This is a genomic window from Acinetobacter sp. UBA801 (assembly GCA_002296655.1).
Classification (GTDB): domain Bacteria; phylum Pseudomonadota; class Gammaproteobacteria; order Pseudomonadales; family Moraxellaceae; genus Acinetobacter.
In genome coordinates this window covers 18,818-44,860 of record DBIN01000029.1, presented here as the reverse complement: position 1 = coordinate 44,860, position 26,043 = coordinate 18,818, and the positions used below count along the sequence as shown (strand labels likewise).

At 41.2% G+C, this 26,043-nt stretch carries 28 protein-coding genes; 22 read left to right on the top strand and 6 right to left on the bottom strand.

What is annotated here, in order from left to right; genetic code table 11:
• Positions 1-60: 60 nt before the first annotated feature.
• From B2W49_RS06375 to B2W49_RS06365, 3 genes are all read left to right on the top strand, one after another.
• Positions 61-1,044 carry an ion transporter gene (locus tag B2W49_RS06375; protein WP_291335632.1) on the top strand — a complete coding sequence of 328 codons (984 nt, stop codon included), beginning with the start codon at positions 61-63 and terminating at the stop codon, positions 1,042-1,044.
• A gap of 282 nt (positions 1,045-1,326) precedes the next feature.
• Complete coding sequence (locus B2W49_RS06370) at positions 1,327-2,247, top strand: LysR family transcriptional regulator (protein WP_291335630.1); 921 nt, start codon at positions 1,327-1,329, stop codon at positions 2,245-2,247.
• Between the two features lie 271 nt (positions 2,248-2,518).
• On the top strand, positions 2,519-2,707 hold the full coding sequence (locus tag B2W49_RS06365) for a hypothetical protein (protein WP_291335628.1): 189 nt from the start codon (positions 2,519-2,521) through the stop codon (positions 2,705-2,707).
• A gap of 92 nt (positions 2,708-2,799) precedes the next feature.
• Here B2W49_RS06365 and B2W49_RS06360 read toward each other — a convergent pair whose 3' ends face one another.
• The gene (locus B2W49_RS06360; protein WP_291335626.1) at positions 2,800-3,255 is read right to left on the bottom strand and encodes a DUF441 domain-containing protein; all 456 of its coding nucleotides are present in this window, start codon (positions 3,253-3,255) and stop codon (positions 2,800-2,802) included.
• Between the two features lie 158 nt (positions 3,256-3,413).
• Here B2W49_RS06360 and B2W49_RS06355 point away from each other — a divergent pair, with 158 nt between their 5' ends.
• Positions 3,414-4,136: a pseudouridine synthase gene (locus B2W49_RS06355; RefSeq protein ID WP_291335624.1), complete on the top strand. Its 723-nt coding sequence runs from the start codon at positions 3,414-3,416 to the stop codon at positions 4,134-4,136.
• Between the two features lie 84 nt (positions 4,137-4,220).
• On the opposite strand, the gene B2W49_RS06350 is transcribed toward B2W49_RS06355, so the two are convergent.
• The 3 genes from B2W49_RS06350 to B2W49_RS06340 all read right to left on the bottom strand — a co-directional run bounded on the left by B2W49_RS06350 (position 4,221) and on the right by B2W49_RS06340 (position 6,139).
• Positions 4,221-4,664, bottom strand: a complete 444-nt coding sequence (locus B2W49_RS06350; protein WP_291335622.1) for a GNAT family N-acetyltransferase — start codon at positions 4,662-4,664, stop codon at positions 4,221-4,223.
• Between the two features lie 93 nt (positions 4,665-4,757).
• On the bottom strand, positions 4,758-5,114 hold the full coding sequence (locus B2W49_RS06345) for a type II toxin-antitoxin system RelB/DinJ family antitoxin (RefSeq protein WP_291335620.1): 357 nt from the start codon (positions 5,112-5,114) through the stop codon (positions 4,758-4,760).
• 110 nt (positions 5,115-5,224) lie between these two features.
• Positions 5,225-6,139 (bottom strand): pseudouridine synthase, encoded by a 915-nt coding sequence (locus tag B2W49_RS06340; RefSeq protein ID WP_291335619.1) that lies wholly within the window; start codon positions 6,137-6,139, stop codon positions 5,225-5,227.
• Between the two features lie 216 nt (positions 6,140-6,355).
• On the opposite strand from B2W49_RS06340, the gene tsaE reads away from it, so the two are divergent.
• The 4 genes from tsaE to hfq all read left to right on the top strand — a co-directional run bounded on the left by tsaE (position 6,356) and on the right by hfq (position 10,363).
• Positions 6,356-6,832 carry a tRNA (adenosine(37)-N6)-threonylcarbamoyltransferase complex ATPase subunit type 1 TsaE gene (gene tsaE, locus B2W49_RS06335; protein ID WP_291335650.1) on the top strand — a complete coding sequence of 159 codons (477 nt, stop codon included), beginning with the start codon at positions 6,356-6,358 and terminating at the stop codon, positions 6,830-6,832.
• Positions 6,825-8,807, top strand: a complete 1,983-nt coding sequence (gene mutL, locus B2W49_RS06330; RefSeq protein ID WP_291335617.1) for a DNA mismatch repair endonuclease MutL — start codon at positions 6,825-6,827, stop codon at positions 8,805-8,807. The genes tsaE and mutL overlap by 8 nt, the downstream gene beginning before the upstream one ends.
• A 6-nt stretch (positions 8,808-8,813) precedes the next feature.
• Entirely contained in the window at positions 8,814-9,758 is a 945-nt protein-coding gene (gene miaA / locus B2W49_RS06325) for a tRNA (adenosine(37)-N6)-dimethylallyltransferase MiaA (RefSeq protein ID WP_291335615.1), read from the top strand.
• Positions 9,759-9,850: 92 nt separating this feature from the next.
• Entirely contained in the window at positions 9,851-10,363 is a 513-nt protein-coding gene (gene hfq / locus B2W49_RS06320; protein WP_291335613.1) for an RNA chaperone Hfq, read from the top strand.
• A 217-nt stretch (positions 10,364-10,580) separates the two neighbouring features.
• On the opposite strand, the gene B2W49_RS06315 is transcribed toward hfq, so the two are convergent.
• Together B2W49_RS06315 and B2W49_RS06310 are read right to left on the bottom strand one after the other, a co-directional pair.
• Entirely contained in the window at positions 10,581-11,882 is a 1,302-nt protein-coding gene (locus tag B2W49_RS06315) for a peptidylprolyl isomerase (protein WP_291335611.1), read from the bottom strand.
• Entirely contained in the window at positions 11,882-14,335 is a 2,454-nt protein-coding gene (locus B2W49_RS06310) for an LPS-assembly protein LptD (protein ID WP_291335609.1), read from the bottom strand. The genes B2W49_RS06315 and B2W49_RS06310 overlap by 1 nt, the downstream gene beginning before the upstream one ends.
• A gap of 120 nt (positions 14,336-14,455) precedes the next feature.
• Here B2W49_RS06310 and B2W49_RS06305 point away from each other — a divergent pair, with 120 nt between their 5' ends.
• The 14 genes from B2W49_RS06305 to B2W49_RS06240 all read left to right on the top strand — a co-directional run bounded on the left by B2W49_RS06305 (position 14,456) and on the right by B2W49_RS06240 (position 26,042).
• Positions 14,456-15,469 carry an aminoglycoside phosphotransferase family protein gene (locus tag B2W49_RS06305; protein ID WP_291335607.1) on the top strand — a complete coding sequence of 338 codons (1,014 nt, stop codon included), beginning with the start codon at positions 14,456-14,458 and terminating at the stop codon, positions 15,467-15,469.
• A complete protein-coding gene (murU, locus tag B2W49_RS06300; protein ID WP_291335605.1) occupies positions 15,470-16,159 on the top strand; it encodes an N-acetylmuramate alpha-1-phosphate uridylyltransferase MurU in 690 nt (229 codons plus the stop codon).
• A gap of 84 nt (positions 16,160-16,243) precedes the next feature.
• Complete coding sequence (rsmG, locus tag B2W49_RS06295) at positions 16,244-16,876, top strand: 16S rRNA (guanine(527)-N(7))-methyltransferase RsmG (protein ID WP_291335603.1); 633 nt, start codon at positions 16,244-16,246, stop codon at positions 16,874-16,876.
• A gap of 22 nt (positions 16,877-16,898) precedes the next feature.
• Positions 16,899-17,681, top strand: a complete 783-nt coding sequence (locus B2W49_RS06290) for a ParA family protein (RefSeq protein ID WP_291335601.1) — start codon at positions 16,899-16,901, stop codon at positions 17,679-17,681.
• Positions 17,678-18,565 (top strand): ParB/RepB/Spo0J family partition protein, encoded by an 888-nt coding sequence (locus B2W49_RS06285; RefSeq protein ID WP_291335599.1) that lies wholly within the window; start codon positions 17,678-17,680, stop codon positions 18,563-18,565. The genes B2W49_RS06290 and B2W49_RS06285 overlap by 4 nt, the downstream gene beginning before the upstream one ends.
• Positions 18,566-18,593: 28 nt before the next feature.
• Positions 18,594-19,241, top strand: coding sequence for a MotA/TolQ/ExbB proton channel family protein (locus B2W49_RS06280; RefSeq protein WP_291335597.1), 648 nt, complete (start codon positions 18,594-18,596; stop codon positions 19,239-19,241).
• Between the two features lie 9 nt (positions 19,242-19,250).
• A complete protein-coding gene (locus tag B2W49_RS06275) occupies positions 19,251-19,673 on the top strand; it encodes an ExbD/TolR family protein (RefSeq protein ID WP_291335595.1) in 423 nt (140 codons plus the stop codon).
• The gene (gene msbA / locus B2W49_RS06270; RefSeq protein ID WP_291335593.1) at positions 19,673-21,400 is read left to right on the top strand and encodes a lipid A export permease/ATP-binding protein MsbA; all 1,728 of its coding nucleotides are present in this window, start codon (positions 19,673-19,675) and stop codon (positions 21,398-21,400) included. The genes B2W49_RS06275 and msbA overlap by 1 nt, the downstream gene beginning before the upstream one ends.
• A gap of 3 nt (positions 21,401-21,403) precedes the next feature.
• Positions 21,404-22,420, top strand: a complete 1,017-nt coding sequence (gene lpxK, locus B2W49_RS06265; RefSeq protein ID WP_291335591.1) for a tetraacyldisaccharide 4'-kinase — start codon at positions 21,404-21,406, stop codon at positions 22,418-22,420.
• Positions 22,417-23,178 (top strand): 3-deoxy-manno-octulosonate cytidylyltransferase, encoded by a 762-nt coding sequence (gene kdsB, locus B2W49_RS06260; protein ID WP_291335589.1) that lies wholly within the window; start codon positions 22,417-22,419, stop codon positions 23,176-23,178. Before lpxK ends, kdsB begins: the two co-directional genes overlap by 4 nt.
• Positions 23,179-23,192: 14 nt before the next feature.
• On the top strand, positions 23,193-24,182 hold the full coding sequence (locus B2W49_RS06255; protein WP_291335565.1) for a DNA polymerase III subunit delta' C-terminal domain-containing protein: 990 nt from the start codon (positions 23,193-23,195) through the stop codon (positions 24,180-24,182).
• Between the two features lie 10 nt (positions 24,183-24,192).
• A complete protein-coding gene (locus B2W49_RS06250; protein WP_026438361.1) occupies positions 24,193-24,534 on the top strand; it encodes a PilZ domain-containing protein in 342 nt (113 codons plus the stop codon).
• A gap of 24 nt (positions 24,535-24,558) precedes the next feature.
• On the top strand, positions 24,559-25,332 hold the full coding sequence (locus B2W49_RS06245) for a TatD family hydrolase (protein WP_291335564.1): 774 nt from the start codon (positions 24,559-24,561) through the stop codon (positions 25,330-25,332).
• A gap of 95 nt (positions 25,333-25,427) precedes the next feature.
• Positions 25,428-26,042 carry a TetR/AcrR family transcriptional regulator gene (locus B2W49_RS06240; protein WP_291335647.1) on the top strand — a complete coding sequence of 205 codons (615 nt, stop codon included), beginning with the start codon at positions 25,428-25,430 and terminating at the stop codon, positions 26,040-26,042.
• Position 26,043: the final 1 nt, after the last annotated feature.

The following is a 26,043-nucleotide window of genomic DNA, read 5'->3' as shown; positions in this document are numbered from 1 at the left end:
GTTTTAAGAAAAACTTCGGTTAAACTGCCATCACTGTAAGCCTTAAATATAATATTCGGTATGGCATTTACACCGTGGTACACCTTACGAAAATTTGTCTATAACAACTTACACGACGATGATTATGAAACATGGTTTAGTCGTTGCATTAACTATTTTTTAATTTTACTGATTTTAGGCAATGCCAGTGCGGTTATTTTAGAGTCAGTGAATGACGTCTATCTTGCCTATCAGGTATTTTTTAACCATTTTGAAAACTTTTCCATTGCAGTGTTTACGCTTGAATATTTGCTGCGGATTTGGAGTATTGCTGAAAAAGACCCATTTATTTCGCCATGGAAACAGCGGGTAAAATGGCTGACTAGTGGTGGAGCAATTATAGATTTATTGGCAATTTTACCTGCTTATATTAACTTCTTTGTACATCTAGATTTACGTTTCCTAAGAATTTTACGTTTACTTCGTTTGTTAAAGCTGACACGTTACTTTGTATCATTGCAAATTTTATTAAGAGTGATCGAGCGAGAAAAAGGGTCATTTCAGGCAGTTATTTTTATTCTCTTTATTATGATTGTGATGTCTGCTGCAGGTGTCTATGTGGTGGAAAGTAAGGCACAGCCTGAAGCCTTTAGCTCGATTCCTGCTTCGATGTGGTGGGCAGTAGTAACCTTAACTACAGTTGGTTATGGCGATGTCACACCCATTACACCTTGGGGTAGAATTTTAGGTGCATTAATTACGGTATTGGGTGTCGGCTTGGCAGCATTGCCCGCAGGTATTTTAGCCACAGGTTTAGCCAACGAACTTGAACAACGCAAGCAGCATTTAGGGCTGAAATTTAGAGAGCTATTGCAAAATAGTGAGATTGATTTGTTAAATGATCAGGAAAAAATTGAAGATTTACGCAAACAAGTCGGTTTAACCACTGAGCAAACCCAAGATATTTTATTGCAGTTAATTCGTGAACGTCGTGAACAAGAGTTGCGTTTAGAACAAGAACCTTATAAATACTGCCCGCATTGCGGAGAGAAGTTGTCGGAGTAAGCTAGGCTTGGGTTAAAAATTTTAAATTCTAGTTTGGCTCTACACATAGGCAGCCTAAAATATGTGTGCTTAAAGCCATACTATTTTTAAGGAATTGTATTGATTTCGTAGTAAATATCATCGAAAAAAATAAAGATGAAGGAAACTCATTATTCACATGATAAGATTAAATTAATTCATTATTAAATTGAATCATGTTTAGCTTTGTTTTTTATTTGGCAAAATAAAAATGCGACCTAGGTCTAAACATACAGTCAATAAGTTGAAAATTAGGAACAAGCAATGCTTGAAATTCGCCACTTAAAAATGCTGTCAGCCCTGCGTGAACATGGCTCTTTGGTTGCTGCTGCCAATGATTTATGTCTGACACCATCCGCCATTTCTCATCAGCTCAAAGAGTTAGATCATTGGTATGGTGTTGAAGTGGTGAACCGCCGTAGCCGTCCTGTGACATTTTCCAATGTCGGGCAGCGTTTACTGAAACTGGCGGATGATGTCCTGCCACAAATTCAAATTACCCAAACCGATATTACCCGCATTGTGCATGGGCAAACGGGGCGGATTATTTTTTCTTCAGAATGTCATAGTTGTTTTGACTGGTTGATGCCGCTACTGAATCAATATCGACAGCAATACCCAGATGTAGATTTAGATTTTGCTTCAGGTTTTGAAGCCAATCCGCATGAATTATTGCAAACTGCAGAATTTGATTTGTTGATTACTGCAGACCCGATTGCTTTAAAAGGTATCGAATATTTTCCAATTTTTGAATATGAATCGCGTTTGGTATTGTCAAATACCCATCCGCTCGTACGAGCTGAGCGCATTACCGTACAGGAGTTGGCAGAAGAAACCCTGATTACTTATCCTGTCGATAAACATCGTTTAGATATTATGTCTAAGCTATTCATTCCAGCCAATATTCAGCCTAAAGCCATTCGTACTACAGATTTAACCCAAATGTTGATTCAATTGGTGGCGAGTGGACGGGGTATTGGCGCATTGCCAGATTGGGTGGTGAATGAATATGAGCAAAAAGGCTGGGTGACTTCACGTCGTTTAGACTGCGTTTCTGCGGGAGGATTACGCCGTACTTTGTATGCGGGTTATCGTAGCGAGGAAAAAGAAAAGAGTTATTTTGAAGGCTTTTTGAAGCAATTAGAGAAATTTTCCCAAAAACGCACGCAGTATTATTCGAGTTAGAAGTCATACGATCCGCATTGTATAGTGGCTGCCAATAAATGCTAAAATCTCAGCTCATCTAAATCTAGAATAAAAACAGTGAGATGTTCTTGCTAAACTTGCCTTGGGACAATTATGGGAGAGCGCAGAGTTCGGTATGTTGGCTGACAAAGAATTTTTGGATTGTTGCTTCTGGTTTTATGGCAGCCATGCATATTGGCAAATTGCCACCGATTTTGCCCATCCTACGTGCTGAGCTTGGAATTAGTCTGGTTCAAGCGGGTTTTTTACTGTGTTTGGTAAAAGCTTCGGGCATGACTTTGGCTTGTTGCTAGGTCGTTATACCGCAAAAATTGGCTTAAAACGCTGTGTACTATTGGGCTTGTTATTATTGGTAGGTGCAAGTTTTATTGGTTGTTTTGTGGATAGATTTTCAGCGTTGTTTAGTCTGCGTGTTATTGAAGGTTTTGGTTTTTCCTGACTACACTCAGTGGCCCTGCATTTTTTGAAATTGGGTGATATAAGATGATTAATCTAAATATAATCATCTAAACTAAACGACCCAAATCAATATTAAGAATAGCCAATAAACAAGGTCAGAATCCCCGCAGCAATTAGTGGGCCGACAGGCACGCCACGTAGCACAGCAACACCAGCGACTGTACCAATCAATAAGCCTGCCACCACATCAGGTTGATTGGTCATGAGTTTTACTCCACGGCCACCCAACCATGCCACAAAAATACCAATTGCAATTGCAAGTAAAGACTTCCAACTTAGAAATGATTTTAGAATTGCTTCACCCGGAAGTTTGCCGCTGGCAATCGGTGTTAGAACACCAATGGTGAGAATGATAATGCCCAGATTTAAGCCATGCTGCTGCAAGAGTGGAAAAAATTCACTGAGCGGCGTAATTCTAAAAACGATGAGTACTGCTGCGGCAATGGTCACAGCTGTATTTTGGCTGAAAATACCACACGCGAGTAGGACGATCAGCACCACCAGGTTAAGGTCTAATTGAGAGAGCATGGTGATCCATAAAAGGGGAAACTGGAAAAGTATAGCTATTGTAGCGGTTTTCAATTGCAAACGGGCAATCTACGTACTGTGGCCAGAATTTACAGTGTATTTGGTTTAGAATAGTTACAGTAAATGTACTTATACTTTTTATTATTAGGTCGCTCATCATGTTGTTGGAAAAAATGTTGCAATCACAAGGCTTTGGATCACGTAAACATTGCCAGCAACTCATTAAAAATGGCGCAGTCACCATTATGGGCCAAACCCAGACCAATCCTAAATTTATATTAAAAATTGCGCCTGAAACGGTTTTGCAATTTTCGGTGTATGGACAAAATTATCAATATCGTGAAAAGGTCTATATTGCCTTACATAAACCACAAGACTATGAGTGTTCGCATCAGGCGACCCATCATTTTAGTGTGTTCGACTTGTTTGATGATGTTTTGCTAAATCGTGGTTTGCAATGTGTTGGACGTTTAGATCAGGACACCACAGGACTGTTATTGCTGACAGATGATGGGCAGTTTTTGCAAGCCTTGACTCATCCAAAAAAACACGTGGCAAAAGTATATGCTATGCACACCGCAGCCCCGATTAATGCGATACAAATCCAGCAACTTGAGCAGGGTGTCGCATTGCGCAATGAATTAGGGTTATTTGCGGCAACAGAGGTGCAGCAATTGGCAGAACATGCGTTACAGATCACCATTCATCAAGGCATTTATCATCAAGTTAAACGTATGCTGGCAGCGGTGGGCAATAAAGTAGAACAATTACATCGTCAGCAAGTTGGTGCATTAAACTTGACTGATTTGGCTTTAGATGTGGGTGAATGGATGTATTTAAGCCCTGAACAAGTCGAATTGGCAAAAAGCCGTATGGAATAAGTGAATTTCTACTGAGTTTTACCAATCGCTTACGCTAGCTAAAATTTATTTTTTGCCTAAAGCTGCACCCGCAAGATCAGGTGACTATTTTAAAAAACAGTGATAAGTCTGGAATTCATCATCTTTGACAAAGCCCATCTTTTCATACAATTGGTGGGATTGGTAATTACTTTTTTGCGTTTCAAGGCTGATGCGCAACGCATTTTCATGGCGTGCAAATAAAATCGCAGTATCAATGAGTTGTTTAGCCGAACCTTGTCGTCTAAAAATAGGGGTAACATAAACATCATCTAAAATATAGTAGGTCGAACAGGCAACTGAAGAAAAGCCTAAATAAAGTAATACAAATCCAGTGATTTTTTGATCTTTAATATGAATGAAAATCACACTTTCTTGATTTTCAAAACGCTGTTTTAAGAATGCTGCAGAAAGGCTTAAATTCGAGGATGCACCATAAAACTGACGATACTCATCGAACAATACAGCAAGTTGGTCTAAGTCTTCTAAAGTGGCGCGTTTTACAATCATTAGGATACTCCATGCTTTTTTATTGTCCTTGCATGAAGCATAGCTAAGTTTTTAAAGTAAATTTTTAAAGAATTGTTTAAAAATGCAACACTGTTAATTTTTGTCAGTTTCACCCAAAATTGCATTGAGTTCATCAAACAAGTCTAAATGTTCATCATCGAGTTCAAAATCTTGCACACTATTATTGCCAATTACAACTGCTTCAGTATTTGGACTTACATCCACTAACGTTGCTTTTTGCTCTTGTTTTAATTTACGTAACTTAATCAATTGTTCCAGATTAATATTCTGATTTTCTATTGAAAAGGGGATTGATTTAGTAAGCACGACTTGCTTAAAGAACAAGCGCACCGCTTGCGCAGGCGTAATCCCTAACTGTTTAAACACAGCAAAGGCCTGTTTTTTCTCTTGAGAGTCCAAGCGAACTTGGTAGACTTCAGTTTTTCTCATAATTTTTAATAGAAGGAAATAGATTTAAATTTTAGCAACATTGTAAACAATTCATTTGTAATTTCAATATGACTACAACGAAAATCCATTATTTTGTAATGACAAATATATTACAATGTCAGTTCTTGCTGTGCGCTAAAGTGGAATTGTTGCAGGCTAATCGGGTCAAAAAAACTTAAATGCTTGGCTAGCAATTGTAGCGGTGCAGAAAAATCATCTGCTTGTTTGTGCTGTAAGATGGGATAAAATGGGTCGTTTTTAATTGCAATGCCTAAGCTGTTTAAATGCACACGTAGTTGGTGTTGCTTGCCTGTTGTCGGCATTAATTCATATTTTGCCCAATTCTGATTATGTTCAAGCAAACGAATTTCTGTTTTGCTGTTTGGTGTTCCTGCCACAACTTGCATCAAATAAAAAGGTTCGCCTTTTTCCATGCGTAATTGCACGGTACAGGGCAGTGGCAAATCAGCTTGATAAGGTGCAATTGCATGGTAGGTTTTTTGCACTTGACGTTCTGCGAATAATTGCTGATACACTGCCCGAGTTTCAGGTTGCTTGGAAAAGAGCACCACACCTGCAGTTTCACGGTCTAAACGATGAATAGGCGTGAGCTGCTCATTCTTTGTTTGTTTTTTTAGGCGTACTAACAGAGTTTCTTGCACATATTGACCCGTAGGGCTCATGGTCAAAAAATGCGGTTTATCTACAACCAATAAGTGTTCATTTTCAAATAAAATTTGATGCAGAAAAGGCACAGCAACTTCATGCGCTAAAAAACGATAATAATAAATATCCTGATGCGCGCTATAAGGTGTGTTTAAATTTAAACGCTTACCTTCTGCATCATAAACTAAACCATCCTTAAAGCGTTGTTGCCATTCCTGTGCAGAAATATGGGCAAACTGGGTACATAAATAATGAAAAATTGAGTCAGGTTGTGTGCTTAATTGGGGTAAATGCAATTTGCTGGCACTCACACCATCTAGCATGGGGGGAACAAAGGTGTTGGAATGTGTCGATGTCATCTAAAAATTGCTCATATTCAGGTGGGGGAGTTTCTTTTTCATCATATTGTAAATAGCCTAAGCAGTTCGGGTGTTAAGCTCAATAATATTAAGCCATAGCCATGTCTCAACGTGTCATAAATTGTCCATATTTACACAGTTTTATCCATCAGTACATAGGCTTTAAAGCAGTGCGATGCTATCATAATTGGTCTTTTGAATCATGTCGTGAGCGTTATGCAGTATTCATTTAATTTGGCTTTAAATAATGAGCAAGATACCCAAAATTTGGCGCAGGTTTTGGCAACGCATTTTCGTTCGGGTGTGATTTATTTAATTGGTGATTTAGGTGCAGGAAAAACCACTTTATCGCGTTATTTTCTACAGCATTTGGGGCATCAAGGCGCGGTTAAAAGCCCGACTTACACTTTGGTAGAACCTTATCAAATTCAGGGGCAAGATATTTTTCATTTTGACTTATATCGCTTAAATGATCCTTATGAATTAGAGCTCATGGGTATCCGTGATTATTTAGAAACCCCAAATGCCTTGTTTTTATTTGAATGGCCATCAAAAGGTGGTGATGAAATTCCACCTGCAGATCTGATCATTGCAATTAAAAAATCGGAAGATGAATTAAGCCGTTCCGCAACCCTAAATTCATCTTCAGCTGAATTACAACAAGCTTTGGAGCAACAATTTAATCATGCCTAATGATGTGTTAAATCTACGTCGGATCCACACGCTTGAACCTGCCTTAGCCAACCAAATTGCTGCAGGTGAGGTGATTGAGCGTCCTGCCTCTGTGGTCAAAGAGTTACTCGAAAACTCCATTGACGCAGGTGCAACCGAGCTGATTATTCGTGTGGCACAAGGCGGTAGTACACTCATTGAAATTATTGATAATGGTCGTGGAATTCATGCTGAAGATTTACCTCTGGCGGTGACTCGTCACGCGACCAGTAAAATTCAAACGGCCGATGATTTGCACGCCATTGTTAGTTTAGGCTTCCGTGGTGAGGCGTTGGCTTCCATTGCAGCGGTATCGCGTTTGACTTTGGTCAGTAGCCAAACTGAAGATGGTGTAGGCTATCAGGTTGAAGTCAATGGTACTGCTTTCGATCACCAAGATATTCAAGCTGTCGCCGCACCAAAAGGCACGCATATTCGGGTACAGGATTTATTTTTTAATGTGCCTGCACGTCGTAAGTTCCTGAAAAAACCAGGTACAGAATTCGGGCATATTGAAGAAATTGTCCGTCGTTTGGCATTGACACATTTTGATATTCGTTTTGTGCTAGAGCACAACGACAACATTAAACTGAATCTACCCATAGCAGACAGTGGTGAATTGCGATTTCAGCGCGTGCAGCAACTTTTAGGTCGGAGCTTTGTTGAAAATGCCTATTGGATTGATGCCGATAGTGTCAGTATGCGCTTATCGGGTTGGTTGGGGCACCCTTCCGATGCACGTTCACAAGCCGACTTGCAGTATGTGTATGTAAATGGACGTATTGTAAAAGACAAAACCATCTCGCATGCTTTGCGTATGGCATACGAAGGTATTTTGCATGGACATCAACATGCTGCGTATTTGCTGTTTTTAGAAGTTGAGCCTGAAAATATTGATGTCAATGTGCATCCAACCAAGCATGAAATTCGCTTTTTAAATCAGCGGGAAGTGCATGAGTTTGTACGACATTATGCCAAAGAAACCTTAGCTCAATTTCAAACTGCAACTGCAGATTTAGCCACAGCCATGAAAGCTGATCCTGTAGAACAAGCTGCGCCTTATGTGGTGCAACCGCGTTATCAGGAACAATTTTTACTGCACAAACATGCCGAGGCGAATCCTCACAATTCCGCAAATGATGCAGCAGATGCATACACTATGCAGCCCGATTCACAAGCGGGAAGTGAGTTACTTACCGATTTTAATCAGAGTCAGCCTCAGATAGTTCAATATAACCGACCTGTGCAGAGTAATTATCAAGGTTCACAACCGCTCAACAATGCTATAAAAAGCTATCTCGCGCCTTTACGTGATCTAGATCAAGACTCAGCTAATCTTGGGCAAACAACCACAACACCTGCAGTGGATGAGCATCCACTGGGCATTGCAATTGCGCAACTGCATGGAATTTACATTTTGGCGCAAAACAGTGAAGGCTTGATTATTGTAGATATGCATGCCGCACATGAACGAATTGTGTTGCAACAGATGAAAGCCGCTTGGGATAAACCTGAGTTTTGGACTTCGCAGCAATTGCTTATTCCCAAAGTCATTAGTATTAGCCGTATGCAGGCCATGCGAGTGGGCGATTTAAAAGAACAATTGGCGCGATTGGGCTTGGAAATAGACCAATATGGGGATGAACAGGTCATTGTGCGCGGTGTACCTGCAATTTTGCATAAGGCAGATTTTGCTGAATTAATTCCTGAACTACTTGATGATTTAGACCCGAATGATGAAGCGCAAGCCTTGGTACAAAAGCGCGATCATATTTTGGCGGGAATGGCATGCCATAGCGCTGTACGTGCACATCGGATGCTTAGTCTTTCTGAAATGAATGCCTTATTGCGGCAGATGGAACAAACCGAATTTGCTAGCCAATGTAATCATGGTCGCCCGACTTGGCGTGCCTTTCCATTGGCTCAATTAGATAAACTTTTTGCTCGAGGAGAGTAGCGTTACATGTCAAATCAATTGCCGGTCATCAATTTAATGGGACCAACTGCAAGCGGTAAAACTGCTTTGGCATGTGAGTTGTATGAACTGGGGCATTTTGAGCTGATTTCAGTCGATTCTGCGCTAGTTTATCGAGATATGGATATTGGTACAGCCAAACCGACCAAAGCAGAACAGGCGCGCTATCCGCACCACTTGATTGATATTATCACCCCTCTTGAAGTGTATTCTGCTGCACAATTTGTTGAAGATGCCTGCACCTTGATTGACGATATGCATGCGCGAGGCAAAACCCCAATTCTAGTGGGCGGAACCATGCTGTACTTTAAGGCATTGCTTGAAGGTTTATCTTCAAATTTACCCCGTGCCAATTACCAAGTGCGTGCTGAAATTGAAGATAAAGCTGCACGCGAAGGTTGGGAAGCCGTCTATGCAGAATTATGTAGGGTAGATGCATTGGCAGGACAAAAATTCAAAGTGTCCGATAAGCAACGTATTATTCGTGCTTTGGAAGTTTACAAATTAACAGGTACACCGATTACCCAACTTCAAGCGGAACAACCTAAAAATGTACCATATCGTTACACTTTTCATAACCACGCCTTAGTGCCTGATCGGGTAGAATTACATCAGCGTATTGAAAAACGCTTAGAGATTATGTGGGAAATGGGTTTTTTGAATGAGGTGCGCCATCTTATTGAAAAATACGATTTAGATGCAAATTTACCCTCTATGCGCTCTGTCGGTTATCGTCAAGCTTTAGAATTTTTGCAAAAAGGTGATGAAAGTCGCGAAAAAATGCAGGAAATGGAGGATAAGGCGCTATTTGCAACACGACAACTTGCGAAACGTCAATATACTTGGCTCAGATCGTTGCAAGAATCGCATAAATTTCACACATATTTTACGATAAAGCAGGCTCAAGAAGACTTGCGAAACTGCTACGGATAAAGCAAAATTTACACACTGTCTTTTTTATAATTTTTAATTGAAAAATAAAGATAGTTTTTGCGCTGATTTTTAATTATTTTTGGAGTTATAACATGTCTAAAGGTCAAACTTTACAAGATCCGTTCTTAAATTCTCTCCGTAAAGAACGTATTCCTGTTTCCATCTTCCTTGTGAACGGTATCAAACTACAAGGTCATATTGAATCTTTTGACCAGTATGTTGTTTTGTTGAAAAACACAGTAAGCCAAATGGTTTACAAACATGCAATTTCTACAGTTGTTCCTGCACGTAACCCACGTCCAGCAGGTGCACCAGCAGGCGGTCAAGGCGCAGGCTTTGGTGGTCAAGGTGGCGGCTTTGGCGGTCAAGGCGCAGGCTTTGGCGGTCAAGGTGGCTTCGGTGGTCAAGGTGGCGGCTTCGGTGGTCAAGGTGGCTTCGGTGCTCAAGGTGGCGGCTTCGGTGCTCAAGGTGGCTTCGGTGCTCAGGGTGGCTTCGGTGGTCAAGGTGGCTTCGGTGCTCAAGGTGGCTTCGGTGGTCAATCTACAGGCGGTTTTGACAACGATTCTAAATTTGAAGAATCTCAAGAAGACGACAACAATCGTTAATTGATTTTCTGAAAAAAAGCCTCTCATTTTGAGAGGCTTTTTTATGTCTCGCTCTTTTTTCTGATCAATTTACAGACTTTGATTTATAAGCTTGAGTAAGGCTGCGTGTTGCTTAAAGTCGGACGGATGAGGAGATAAGTTTGAGCAACTTCGCTTGAAAATAATAAAACCAGTGCAGTGACACTGGTTTTGATTGTGATCTAAAGATTATAGGCGCTTAGGAGTTCTTTTTACGATCTAAGCTTGGGTCTTTGATTTCCACAAATGCATTGTTACGTGTTTCACGTAACCAACTGTCTAGTTCAGTATCAAATTGACGTTCACCTAAAATTTGACGTGCCATACGCTCTTGGTACTCACGTGTCATATCTTGCTGACGAGTATCGGTGACTTGTAATACATGCCAGCCAAACTGAGTTTGGAATGGGGCGCTAATTTCGCCTTTGGCGGTATTTTTCATTTGGTTTTCAAATTCAGGTACCATCACACCAGGGTTGACCCAACCTAAGCTGCCGCCATCACGTGCAGAGCCTGCATCGTTAGAAAACGTCGCAGCCAAGGTTGCAAAATCTTCACCTGCTTTTAAGCGGTTGTAAATGCTGTCAATCATGTGTTTGGCATTTTCAGGGCTAACCACTTCTGTCGGTTGAATGAGGATGTGGCGAGTTTGATATTGAGGTACCAATGCACGTTGTTCAGTGCTTTTGCGCTCTAAGAGCTTGACCACATGAATGCCATCACGGACTTCAATCAGTTCACTGGTTTGACCCACATTTAACGGTGTAATGCGTGCAGCAAGTTCTGCAGGAATATCTGTTAGGTTGCGTAAACCCATGTCTGCAGACTGTACGGTTACACCATTGCCTGTGTATTTTTTGCTAATGGTTTGAATATCATTGCTTTGTGCCAATTCAGCTTTTACTTTTTGCGCAACTTGTGCGGCATTTTCTGTTCCTGAAATACGCACATGCAAAATATGTACTTGATTGCCTAATGCTGCTTGACCTTGTGGGGTTTTCAGGAAATTATCAACATCTTGGTCGCTAATTTGGATACGTGACATTACGACTTGTTGACGTAAGCGATTGATTGCTAAATCTTCAGCAATACGGTTACGTAAAAAAGCATAACTGCCTGGCGCAGATTTATCTAATTTTTGCTGAAAAGCTTCTAGGCTGTTTGCGCCATTTTGCTGTGCAACTTTTAAAACTGCTTCATTTAAAGATTTTTCATCGGCTTTAATATTATAGCGTTTGACTTGTTCTAATTGTGCTTGGCGTACAATCAGTTGCTCTAAAGCTTGTTGTTCTAAAATGTGTTGCGGTGGAACAGGGCGCTTTTGCATTTCCAGTTGTTGTTTGAGTTCAACCACGCTTTGCGCTAAATCACTTTTTAAAATGACACTATTGTCAACTACAGCTACAATTTGATCATTCGCAGCAAATGCAGGCAGCGCTGCTGTCATGCAAAGTGCTAAGGTTGATGCTTTTAAAAATCGTTTTAACTGTTCTGTCTTCATTAACGTTGTGTCCAAGATTGATTAATTTTATTAAAACCTAAAATACGGTTTTCAAGCAAAGATGCAAGTTTATTATTGAAACCGCCTAAACCTTTCAAATTTAATTCTGCCATAATGGCACGTTTTGGTTTTACACCGACATCGGTAACTTCATCTAAATCATTATAGTAAGAGCGACCATAAACTGAGATGCCCCAGCAGCACGACTCATAGTTCACACCCAGTAAGTATTCACGCGCAACGCTGTTGTCTAGGTCATATTGCGCATGACCTAAAATACGCCAGTTGTTGTGAATAGGCTGAATAAACGATGCCACAACTTGATCATAATGATCTTGACGGTTTGGAATAACACGGCGGTTAATATAACCAAAGCTATACAAGTTGCCTTGATCACCCGTGTAAAGCATATTGACACTGCGCTGTGCATTATCACCATTAGACATCCAAGCTGCATTGGCACCGATGCTGAGGTTTGGGCTTAATTGGCTGGTGAGGCTGACAATTGGCCCTGTACGGCTTTGCGTATCAAAATCATCGCTGGTGTTTTCTAGTGTGACACGACGGTCTTCAAAGTAAAAGCTTTGACCAATTCCTGCTCTAAGGCGTTCTAAGCCAATTTCATCAAACAGGCTATAGCTTAAACCCAAAGACAAAAAGTTGTTATCTTCTAAACGGTCATGACCATAGAAACGGTTTGGACTGAACAACTGGTCATAATTAATCGAAGCCGTTGCAGAGTCAAAGTTCGGGTGGTCGTTTTGATTGCGGTACGGTGCATAGGCATAGAACGCACGAGGGGTGATGGTTTGCAAGTAGCGACCATCTTTTTCAAAGGTAATCCCTGTGTCCAATGTAAATTGTGGCACAGTGACAGATTCACTTTCACTAGATGAGTTGGATTGATTCAACGCATTTCGAGTGTCTTTGTTATAGAAGGTGTTGATGTTACGTAACGATACTTCAGGAATTACAAATGACCACGGGTTGCGGTAGTTATAACGCACTGCAAAGTCGTTATAAATACGGGTGCCGCTTGGTTCGGCTACATCTAATGCACCAATGTCTTTTTTGAAGTAAGCCGTGTCGTTATTAAACTCGACTTGGAAACCTTGAGGGTTGCCTGTTTTATAATTTAATAAAAATTGTGGTAGGCGTGCATAAGGGCGGTTTTCATAGGCAATAGATTGATCCAGCGTTTGGAAATCTTCAACTTTGAGCTGAGCTTTTAAGCCAGGAATACCATTGCGATAGTTAAGTTCCCAAGCACGACGTAAATTAAGATCGGTTTTGGAGTTAGGGTTATTATTTAAATCCGCAAAGTAATCTTTATCTGAAGCATAGTTGTATTCAAGATTGGTCGAAAACTGATTGTTAATTTTCCAGCTGTGTAAAAAGTGCAAGTCTTTACGGTCTTGGTCGTCATATTTGGCATCTGAAGCTAAATAACCACCCCAGATTTGGCCTGAACCAAAATTTTCTGTTAAATAACGGAATTCACCCTCTAGCATTGCACCACGATCGGCAATATAACGCGGGCTAACGGTAGCATCAAAATTCGGTGCAAGGTTTAAATACACAGGAACAGAAAGCTCAACGCCACCATCGTTGGTAAAGCCAAAACTAGGTGTCAAAATACCTGTAGTCCGGCGGTCATCAATTGGGAAATTGAAGTAGGGTACAGCCAAAACAGGAACATTCTTCACATACAATTTGGTGCCACGTGTTTCACCACGTCCCGTTTCCTGATTCAGCTTAATTTCATTGGCTTGAATTTTCCAAGTTGGCGCTTGTTCAGGTGGACAGGTACTATAAGTGGCATTATTTAGCACCATCGTGTTGGTTGAGGTGCGTGCAATTTTTTCTGCCATGCCGTGAGCATGTTGTTCTTCGGCAATATAGAAACTGTTGTTTAAGTCACCTTGCTGGGTTTTCAGGTTGTAATTAATTTCATCACTTTGCGCCAGTAAGCCCGCTTGCGCCATTTGTACCCGACCTTCGGCTTTGGCAAAGGTCTGAGTTTGATCAATGGTAATTTTATCGGCACGAATTTGACGACCCTCTTGGTCAATCACCACATTGCCCTCTAAGACTGAATCGCCATTTGGGTCATAGTGACCATAATCTGCAGTCACTGTAGAAGTTGCATTTTCAGCATCTGCCGCAACAGTACCCGAGCTGATCGGCGTTAGCCACGCACCTTCACAATAGGCAGAACTTTGGCTGTGACCAAATTGTTGTTGTGCTTCAGGTGCAGCTTTATCAACATAATATTGCTCAAAGAACTGCTGCCCAGGATAAGCTTCTTGTATGGTGTGCTTAAGCTGCTGGTTATTGAGATTTGTGACAGATGAAGTCTGATCTGTGGTCTGCGCATAGCTGGAAACAGAGTGACCACATAACAGAGTTAAGACCGCAGTCGCTAAAGGATTAAATTTAAACTGATGCTTCATTTATCTCATCAACCAAGAATGCTTAATCGCAATTAATTATTGTCGCATCATAGAGAAAAAGCGCAGAAGTAGCTACACTTAGCACTTTAAAAACTCAGCCTGTATTAGAATTTATTGCAAATGAATACACAACGCGAACAATTGATACAAACATGGATAACATCTGTACTTGGTTCAGATCAATTTGAAACTCATTTTTTAGCAGGTGATGCAAGTTTTCGTCGTTACGCACGAATCAAGTTGAATAATAAAACATTTATGCTCATGGATGCACCACCAGAAAAAGAAGATTGTGGTCCTTTTGTGACGATTGATGAATTTTTTGCTGCCCATGGCGTGCGCGTGCCAAAAATTGTAGCCAAAGACCTGACACAAGGCTTTTTGTTGCTTGAAGATTTTGGCGATGTTTTGTTATCGACCTTGCTAAATGATCAGACTGTAGATGACTACTATGCGCAGTGTTTTAAACAGTTAATTCAATTGCAAAGTATTGATGGTGCGGCACAATTCCCTGAATATTCCTATGACAAATTGATTAGTGAAATGGAGTTGCTCACTGATTGGTTATTGCCAGCCTTACAAATTCAGCCAAGTGCGGAAGAAAGTGCCTTAATTAAACGCACTTTTGCTATTTTAGCCAATGCTGCCGTGGCACAACCGCAAGTGATTGTGCATCGTGATTTTCATAGTCGTAACTTAATGAAATTAGGCGATGACACAGAGCTTGGTGTGATCGATTTTCAGGATGCGGTCATTGGTGCAGATACATACGACTTAATTTCGATTACCCGCGATGCTTATGTGCAGTGGAATGCAAAGCATGTTTATCGTTGGTTTAAAATGTTCTATGATTTGTTACCAGAAACATCTAAACAAGAACGCGATTTTGAACAATTTAAAAAAGATGCCGATATGATGGCGATTCAGCGTCATATCAAAATTTTAGGTATTTTTGTGCGTTTATATGAGCGTGATGGCAAATCGGGTTATCTCAAAGATTTACCGCGCGTGATGTGGTATTTATTGGAAGAAAGTAAGCCTTATTCAGAATTACAACCATTTATGCACTTTATTCACACGACTGTGATGCCAAAATTTATAGCAAAATATGGTCAGTATGAGGTGGTTGCCTAAATGAAAGCCATGATTCTTGCTGCAGGAATGGGCAATCGCATGCGTCCTTTAACGCTGCATACGCCTAAACCTTTATTGAAAGTCGGTGGAAAGCCTTTAATTGTGTGGCACATCGAAAAATTACAAAAGATTGGTGTGCAGGAAATTGTTATCAATACGGCATGGTTGGGTGAAAAACTCGTAGAAGCTTTGGGTGATGGTTCACAGTTTGGTGTGAAAATTTTGTGGTCGCATGAAGGCCAAGGTTTGGAAACAGCAGGTGGTATCATCAAAGCATTGCCATTATTGGGCAATGAACCTTTTATATTGGTGAATGGCGATGTTTGGACCACCATGGATTTTGCGCCATTATTAAATGTGCAGCTTCAAGATGATTTGGCACATTTGGTTTTAGTGGAAAATCCTGTGCAGCATCCACAAGGTGATTTCACTTTGGCTGCAAACAAGGCCTATACTTTTGAGCAAGCACGCTCAGGTGAAAATCTGACTTATAGTGGCGTAGCAGTGATGCATCCGCAAATGTTTGGCGGTTTGGAATCAGGTAAGCGTCCGCTTGCACCATTGCTTAAACAAGCCATGCAGGAAGAAAAAATTTCTGCACATAAATTGCAGGGTGTTTGGATGGATGTTGGCACTCCTGAACGATTAAATGCGCTAGATCAACAAATTCAGCAGGGTGTGTACGCTTAAGTGCATATTCACTAAGCATTCGCCCCTATGACTGCAACTATAAATCGGTATACTTCCATTAATTTTTTCGAGATGTGAATTGTGATGCATTTGTTTTTTCAGGAACTCAAGCAAGGTAGTCAGGCTTTAGGTTTAGAGCTCAGTGATGAGGCTTTAAATTTATTACTCAAATACCAAGATGCTTTGGTGCTATGGAACAAAGCGTACAACCTCACTGCAATTCGTGACCCGAAAGAAATGCTGGTTAAGCATTTGCTAGACAGTCTGAGCATCCTAAAAGATTTACCTGCTGGTCGTTTACTGGATATTGGGACAGGCGGCGGTATGCCAGGCATGATTATTGCCTTGTGTCAGCCTGAACGCGATTGCGTGTTATTGGATTCAAATGGTAAAAAGATTCGATTCTTAAAACAATTTATTGCCGATTTAAAATTGAAAAACGTAGTGGCGGTTCAAACTCGTGTTGAAAATGAAGACAGCATTCGCGAATTAGGTCAGTTTGATGTGGTGACCAGCCGTGCTTTTGCATCTTTGACGGATTTTGTGGCTGCGTCAAAACCATTTATGCATGAGCAAAGTATTATTGCATCAATGAAAGGTTTGATTCCTGCCGATGAAATAGAAGCATTGAAAGATGAATTTAGCTGTGAAATTATCGAGCTTGAAGTTCCGCGCTTAGACGAACAACGTCATTTACTTTTATTAAAACGTATTTAATTTTCAAAGGACTAGGGTGATCATGGCACAAATTATTGCGATTGCGAACCAAAAAGGTGGTGTCGGAAAAACCACAACCGCAGTAAATTTGGCAGCATCTTTGGCTGTTTTGAAAAAGCGCGTTTTGTTGGTCGATATGGACTCACAAGGCAATGCCACGATGGGTTCAGGCATTCAAAAAAATGATTTGCTGTATTCTGTGACCGATGTATTGTTGGGCGAAGTCCCGATTGAAACCGCAATAAGCAAAGCAGAAGTTGGTTATAAGGTTTTGGGTGCCAACCGTGATTTGGCAGGGGTTGAATTGGTGATTGCTGAGCAAGAAGGACGTGAGTTTATTTTGCGCAATGCTTTGCAGGAAGTCGCCAAAGACTTTGATTATATTATTGTCGATTGTGCGCCAAGTTTAAGCTTAATTACCGTGAATGCTTTGGCAGCAGTGCATAGTGTGATCATTCCAATGCAGTGTGAATATTACGCACTTGAAGGTTTGGCTGACCTGACGCAAACCATTGACCGTATTCAACAAGCACTCAATCCTGATTTAGAAATTATTGGTGTATTACGCACCATGTATGATGCGCGTAATGCCTTAACACGTGACGTGTCTGAAGAATTATCGCACTATTTTGGTAGAAAATTATACGACACCGTGATTCCGCGTAATGTACGTTTGGCAGAAGCACCTGCACACGGTTTACCCGTCATTTATTTTGAAAAAAGCTCAAAGGGCGCAGTTGCTTACTTGAATTTGGCAGCTGAAATGTTGAAAAAAAACAAAGTGAAAAAAGGAAGTAAAGCATGACCACAAAAAAACGCGGATTAGCCAAAGGTCGTGGTTTGGATGCATTATTGGGGTCAATCCAAAAAGAAAAACTACAACTTGAAGTGCAATCTTTGGATCATGGTCAGCTAAAACAAATTGATGTCAATTTATTAAAACGTGGTGAATATCAACCGCGTCGTTTTATTCAAGAACAAGATTTGCAGGAATTGGCGGCATCTATTGAAAAACATGGTGTAATGCAGCCGATTGTGATTCGTCCGATTGATGACGAGCAACATCCTTATGAAATTATTGCAGGTGAACGTCGCTGGCGTGCTGCACAGTTGGCAGGCTTAACTGAAATTCCTGCGATTGTGCGTGATTTGACCGATCAGGTCGCGATTGCTTTGGCATTAATTGAAAACATTCAGCGTCAAGATCTTAATCCGATTGATCAGGCAATGGCGCTGCAACGCTTTCATGATGAGTTTGGCTTGAGTCATCAAGAAATTGCTGAAACAGTCGGTAAAGCGCGTACTACAGTCAGTAATTTATTGCGTTTACTTACTTTGGCTGAGCCCGTTAAAGAGTTGATGCAGCAAGGCTCGCTAGATATGGGGCATGCACGTGCTATTTTAACTTTGAAAGCTAAAGATCAGCTCAAGGTCGCGCAGCATGTGATTGAAAAGAATTTATCGGTGCGTCAAACCGAACAATTGGTGCGTGACTTTAATGCACCAAAACAAGAAAAGCCGAAAGCGGCTATTGCGCCTGATATTCAACAACTCACGCAACGTCTCTCTGAGCGTTTTAGTGCAGATGTTAAAATTGATTATAACAAGCAAGGTAAGGGCAAATTGACCATCAGCTATCACTCTCTGGAAGAGCTGGATGGTATTTTAAATATTTGCCTGTCCGATTAATTTAATTCGTATTTATTGGGGAAAGCGAATGTGGGAATTGGTAAAAGCGGGTGGTTGGCTGATGCTGCCTTTGGTATTGTGCTCGGTATTTACCGTTGCAATTACCATTGAGCGTTTTATGCGTTTAAAGCGTGCAGGTATTTTGCCTAATGCGTTGTTACTCAACCGTGGGCAAAGTTTAGCGACTGTGTTACAACAACTAAATCAAAGCGCCAACTTAAAAAACAGCACATTAGGCCGTATTTTTGAGGCGGGTGAGCGTAACAAACAACAATCAGAACACTATGCGCGTGCACAAATGGAAGCTACCGCCTCGCAAGAAATTGGTTATTTGGAAAAAAATATCAACTTCTTGGGTACGCTCAGTGCAGTAGCGCCATTATTGGGTTTGTTGGGTACAGTGCTTGGGATTATTGAATCATTTTTAGTGATTGATGTGGGTGCAAGCAATCCCACCTTAATGATTCCAGGGATTTCTAAAGCCTTAATTACCACTGCAGCTGGTATGTTGATTGCAATTCCAGCTTTATTTGCCTATCGTTATTTTCAGCGTTTGGTGCAAGAATATACGGCTGAGCTAGAGCAACAAGCGACTTTGTTTCACGCAGGATTATTTTATCAGCGTCAGCCTCATCAGCTTGATGAAGATGTGCAAGATGTGAAAAAAGTTAGCTAAGGTGAGTTTATGAAGTTCAAACGCTCGCAAGTTGAAGATATTCATATTAACTTGACCCCAATGATTGACTGTTTACTGTTCATCTTGGTGTTTTTGTTGCTTTCGACCACATTTAACCAATTTAGCCGTATGAATTTAACTTTGCCAGATGCGCAAGGTGTACCACCAAAATCTTATGAACATAAAATTGAAGTGGTGGTAGATTCTTCAGGGCATTATTCTGTCAATGGTCAAGCGCTTTCGACTAAGGGGGTGGCAGATTTAAGCACAGCAATTAAACAAATCTCTCCAGATCGGCGCGATTTAATGTTTATCATTGCTGCAGATGCCAAAGCCACTCATCAAGATGTGATTCGAGTAATGGATGTCGCAGGACAACTTGGTTTCGTCAACATCAATATCAGTACGAAAGTCCCAACTCGAGGTTATTAGTGAAGAAGGATTTACAGGTCTATCGCCGTCTTCTGAGATATTTGCTCCCATTTTGGGGTCTGGCAATCTTGGTGTTTATTGGTTTCGCCATCAATGCAGCCACAGAGGTATCTGTGGCAAAACTCTTGGAAAAAATTATTAATGCCATTCAGGAGCGCGATCAATCTTTCACTACGCTATTTCCGCTGCTAGTCATTGCGCTGATGTTTTTCCGTGGTTTAGGAACTTTTATTGGCGGTTACTATACAGCAGTGATTTCACGTAATTTGGTATTCAATATCCGTCAGGAAGTCTTTGCTAAATTGCTGCGTTTACCTGCACAGTATTACTTAGATAATACCAGTGGGCACATTACTGCCAAAATTATGTATAACGTAGAGCAGTTGACCGCTGCATCTACAGAATCGCTGCGTACATTGGTACAACAGGGTTTGATTACACTCGGCTTGCTCGGCTATTTGCTATATACCAACTGGCGTTTGACCTTATGTATTTTGGTCTTTGGCCCATTAATTGGCTTGCTGATTCGTAAAGCTGCAAAACGTATGCGTCGTTTATCTATTCAAGTGCAAGACACCATGGGTGATGTAAACCACGTGGTGCAAGAAACTGTAAATGGTAATTTAGTGGTGAAAGGCTTTGGTGGCCAAAGCTATGAACAAACCCGTTTTAAAGAAAATTCTTTAGAAAATTTACGTCGTGGTCTAAAGATGGTGGCTGTGCAACAATTGAACAGCCCAGTCGTACAGTTTATTATGTCGATTGCGTTGGCCATTATTATTTGGATTGCATTACGACCTGAAATTTTGCGTGATATTTCAGCAGGTGAGTTTGTGGCATACATTACTGCAGCAGGCATGTTGAGTAAGCCAATCAAAGCCCTGACCGATATTAATGAAAAATTACAACGCGGTTTGGCAGCAGCGCATTCGGTCTTTGAATTGCTAGATATGCCGGAAGAAGACAATCACGGCACGCTTACACCGGACTTAAAAGGTAATTTGCAATTTAAAAATGTGAATCTAGTGTATTCCGATGGACATCATGCCATTCATGATTTTAATCTGGATGTCAGGGCGGGTGAAACTGTGGCTTTGGTCGGTCGTTCAGGTGCGGGAAAAACCTCATTAGTCAATCTGTTGGTACGTTTTCAAGAAGTATCTTCAGGGCAAATTTTGTTTGATCAGCATGATATTCGTGACATTGAGTTGAATAGTCTGCGCTCCCAAATTGCTATGGTCAATCAGCAAGTGGTATTGTTTAACCGTACGGTACGAGAAAATATTGCCTATGGTCAGCTTGAAGGTGCGAGTGATGACGCGGTGATTGCTGCAGCCAAAGCCGCCTATGCACATGATTTTATTATGGCTTTACCACAAGGCTATGACACACCATTGGGTGCGCAGGGTTTGAATTTGTCAGGTGGTCAACGCCAGCGTATTGCCATTGCCCGTGCTATTTTAAAAAATGCACCAATTTTAATTTTAGATGAAGCCACCAGTGCTTTAGATAATGAATCTGAATATTTTATTCAGCGTGCATTTGATGCAGCCATGCAAGACCGTACGACCATTGTCATTGCACACCGTTTATCTACCATTGAAAATGCTGATCGTATTGTGGTGATGGATCAGGGACGTATTTTAGAGCAAGGCACCCATCAGGAGCTCATAGCCCGAAAAGGTGCGTATTTCCAGTTGCATCAACGTAACTTCGAGGAACATTAATTCATGTCTTTGGCACAATTTATTCAGGACGCTTGGCAGCAACAAGCCAAATGGCTGGTTGTGCTTAGACCCTTGTCTTTATTGTACCGTGGCGTGAGTTTGCTCAATCAAAACTTATATCGTTCAGGGGTTAAAACCGCTTATACCGCTCCCGTACCTGTGATGGTGATTGGTAATATAACCGTAGGGGGGAGTGGCAAAACTCCTTTGTTAATTCACTTGGTGAAATATCTGCAAAGCCTAAATGTCCGTGTTGGTGTGATTAGCCGTGGATATGGCGGCAAAGGTCCATTTCCAGCCTATGTGGGTATTGATGCCGATGTTGAGGCAGTAGGCGATGAGCCAACCTTGATTGTGCAATCAACAGGTGTGCCGATGGCTGTCGGGCCAAACCGTCAAAAAAGTATTGAGCTATTGCTTGAACAGCATGATTTAGACTTGATTATCAGTGATGATGGTTTGCAGCATTTGGCTTTAAACCGTCAACTGGAATGGATTGTTTTAGATAATAACCGTGGATTGGGTAACGAGAGAATTTTGCCTGAAGGTTATTTGCGAGAACCAAAATCACGTTTGGATGATGCCACCGTGATTGAACATGCAGCACAACCGCACTCGAACTTAAATATGCATCTCGCAGTGGCTGCACCGTATTTGTTGCATCCTCAACAAGAACTGATTTTTGACCGAACCCAAAATTTTTATGCGGTGGTTGGTATTGGTTTTCCTCAACGATTTTACACAACTTTAGAGTCAATGGGAGTAACGCAGTTTCAATGTCACGAATTTCCAGATCACCATGACTATGAAATTACCGATTTGCAGTTTGACGACTCGCAACCGATCATTACCACAGAAAAAGATGCAGTGAAATTATTAGCATTGTTGAAGCAATATCCAGATTTTCAGCGTGAAATTTGGGTCGTGCCTGTAGAGGCAGTATTGTCATCGGCCTGCTATGCCACCTTACATCAACAATTGAAACAATTAGGTTTAAACCTGCCTGAAGGAACATTATGAAGCACATTGTTATCCCTGCACGTTATGCCAGCTCACGTCTACCAGGCAAACCTTTGTTGGAAATTCATGGTCGCGCCATGATTTTACGTGTAGTCGATCAGGCTAAAAAAGTGGCAGGTTTTGATGACTTGTGTGTGGCGACCGATGATGCTCGTATTGCTGAGTTATGTCGTGCCGAAGGAGTTGATGTAGTGCTGACCTCGGCAGATCACCCATCAGGCACAGACCGTTTAAGCGAAGTGGCGCGCATTAAAGGTTGGGATAAACACGATATTATTGTCAATGTGCAGGGTGATGAACCACTTTTGCCTGCACAACTGGTACAACAAGTGGCGCAGTTGCTCGAGGCTCAACCTGAATGTTCGATGTCTACGCTGTGTGAGCCGATTCAGCAACTTGATGAATTTACCCGCGACAGCATTGTTAAAGTGGTCATGTCTAAACACAATCAGGCTTTGTATTTTAGCCGTGCCACAATTCCGTATGACCGCGATGCTGCAAAAGTAGAAACACCAAAATTGCATGCACATGCTTATCGTCATTTAGGTTTGTATGCTTACCGTGTGGAATTACTGCAAGAATATGTGACTTGGGAAATGGGAACATTGGAAAAGTTAGAAAGCTTAGAACAATTGCGTGTCTTGGAAAATGGACACCGTATTGCTATTGCAGTAGCAGAAGCCAATTTACCACCAGGTGTAGATACTCAAGCAGACTTAGACCGTTTAAATGCAATGGATATTGCCCATTTTGAGTAAGTGAACCACCTACCATGCAACGTGATATAATTGGACAAGTGTATCCATGGCAGCAACAAGTTTGGGAAAATCTGACTGGACGATTTCCCAAAATGGGGCATGGTTTATTGTTTTATGGCAAACAGGGTTGCGGTAAAGATACTTTTGCACAGCAATTTGTGGCTTGGATTTTATGCCAGCAGCGTGATGTGCAGTCACAGCCTTGTGGTGAATGTAGTAGTTGTCAATGGTTAAAATCAGATACACATCCGAATTATGTCTATATCAGCACCGATGAAGAGAATAAAAAGCAAAACGCGAAAATTAAGATCGAGAAGATCCGTGATTTATTACCTTTTGTCCAGCAAACGGTAGATGGTTGGCGGGTAGTTGTGATTGAACCTGCCGAAGCCTTAAATATTGCATCTTCCAATGCCTTGCTGAAAACCCTCGAAGAACCGGGTGATCGCATCGTGATTATTTTGCTGGCAGATCATTATCTTAAATTGCCTGCAACCATTCGCAGTCGTTTACAGCACTTCGCTTTAGACCGTATTGATGCAGCACAGGCTGCAGCATATTTACAGCAGCATTTGCCTGATTTAGATGCAAACAAACAGCAATTGTTGATGAATTTGTCCAATCAAATGCCGTTACAGGCTCTGCAGTTAGCACAGGCAGAATGGCTAGAGCAGCGTACAGACTTTATTAAAGACTGGTATAAACTGGTGACGCAAAAAAATATGCCCATGGCAATCGCAACCAAGTGGAACAAGGCGCTGAGCTTTACTGATTTTAGTCAGATGTTTGAATACTTGTTGTGTGATTTAATTTGTGTCAAGCTAAACCAAAGCATTAAAAATTTGGATTTAAGCACCGCTTTGCAGCATTTGGCTGAACAATATGACTTGGAAAGTCTGTTTGGTTTATACGCAGAATTACAGCAAGCCAAGCCACTGCTTGAGCAAAACGTGCAAAGTAATCTGGTGCTTGATCAGCTCTGTATTAAGTTAATGAATATTTAAGGGGAACATGATGCAACCACGTATGGGCGGTATTATTCAGGCCAATATTCCTGATGTCGAAACGCTATATTTAAGTTATATGCCATACGTTGTGGGCGGTGGCTTATTTGTACCCTCTAAACAGCCTGTGAAAATGGGTGAAGAAATCTTTGTGCTCGCAACTTTGCCTGAACAATCACAAAAAATTCCACTCACAGGAAAAGTCATCTGGATTTCGCAAAAACAAAACGGCATTAAATTGCAAGGCTTTGGCATTCAACTGAGCGGTGAAAAAGGCGTTTATTACAAATCTGAAGCCGAAAGAATCCTTGCGGGGCTTAAGTCTGACAACCGTAACAGTTACACTATGTAGGTTGTTTGCTTTTAGGAAAAAATCGTGTTTGTAGATACACATTGTCATTTAACGATGTTGGATTTAAGCCCTTATGATGGTGACTTAGATGCAGCAATTGCACAGTCACGCCAAGCGGGTGTGTCTAAAATTATGGGTATCTCTGTCGATTTAGACGATCATATTGCATTGTCAAAAATTGCAGCACGGCATGCCGATGTCGGTTATAGCGTGGGTGTGCATCCTTGTGAAAACGCTGAAAATATGGCACGCGCCACTACCGAACAACTGATCGCTTTGGCACAAGCAGACAAGGTTTGGGCTTTGGGCGAAACAGGTCTGGACTATTTTCACAGTACCGATTTTGTCTCAGAGCAAAAAGCCTGTTTTGCACGACATATTCATGCGTCACAAGCCGTAAAAAAACCAGTGGTAGTTCATACCCGTGCTGCTAAGCATGATACAGTGGATATTATTCGTGCTGAAAAATCGACGCATGGCATATTACATTGCTTTACAGAGGACTGGGCAACTGCCAAAGCGGTGTTAGATTGCGGTTATTATGTGTCGTTTTCAGGCATTATTTCCTTCAAAAATGCACAAGATTTACGTGATGTGGCCAAGCAAGTGCCTTTAGATCGTGTCTTAATTGAAACTGATAGTCCATATTTGGCACCTGTGCCATATCGCGGTAAGACAAATGAGCCAAAATACGTTCCGTATGTAGCCAAAGCCCTATGTGATGTATATGATAAGTCCTTAGAGGAAATTGCTTTCATAACAACACAAAACTTTGAAAACCTGCTCAAAGGACATTAATTTGAATTGTGGATCGATGTAAATACCGAATGTTGTGGTGGTATATTAAAAATTTCAATTGATTGAATAGTGAAAAGAGAGTTTATCGGGTGAAGATGGATCGTCAGGCTCAGTTTCGAGCAAGAGAAACGTTAATTTTCCAAGTGGCAGAGCAGTTGCTTTTGGAAAATGGTGAAGCAGGAATGACCCTTGATGCTTTGGCAGCAGAACTGGACTTGGCCAAAGGTACTCTATACAAACACTTTCAAAGTAAAGATGAACTCTATATGTTGCTCATTATTCGAAATGAGCGCATGTTGCTAGAAATGATTAAAGACGCGGAAAAACAGTTTCCTGAACATCTAGCATTTTTTATGCTGCATCACTTGCATCATCCAGAGCGTACCGTACTTTTTCACCAAATTGAAGAACGCCTTTCTACAACGGGTGTTGGCATTGGCTTGTTATTTAGTGAACTATACCAAGTCCGCAAAAGCCGATTACGCATCATTATTCGTATGACTGAACAATATTTGAAATCTATTAACAGCCAGATGGAAGTGCGTGATTATTTGGCTTCAATTTGGGCACTTACGCATGGTGCAGCGGCTATTTTAAACTCAAGTTTCTATCAGCGTTATTTAGGCTCGCGGGATACTCTGCGGGTGGCCTATATTGACCAAGCGTTGGCGATGCCCAAACAAGCACAATCTTTCGAGCAATTGAATTAAT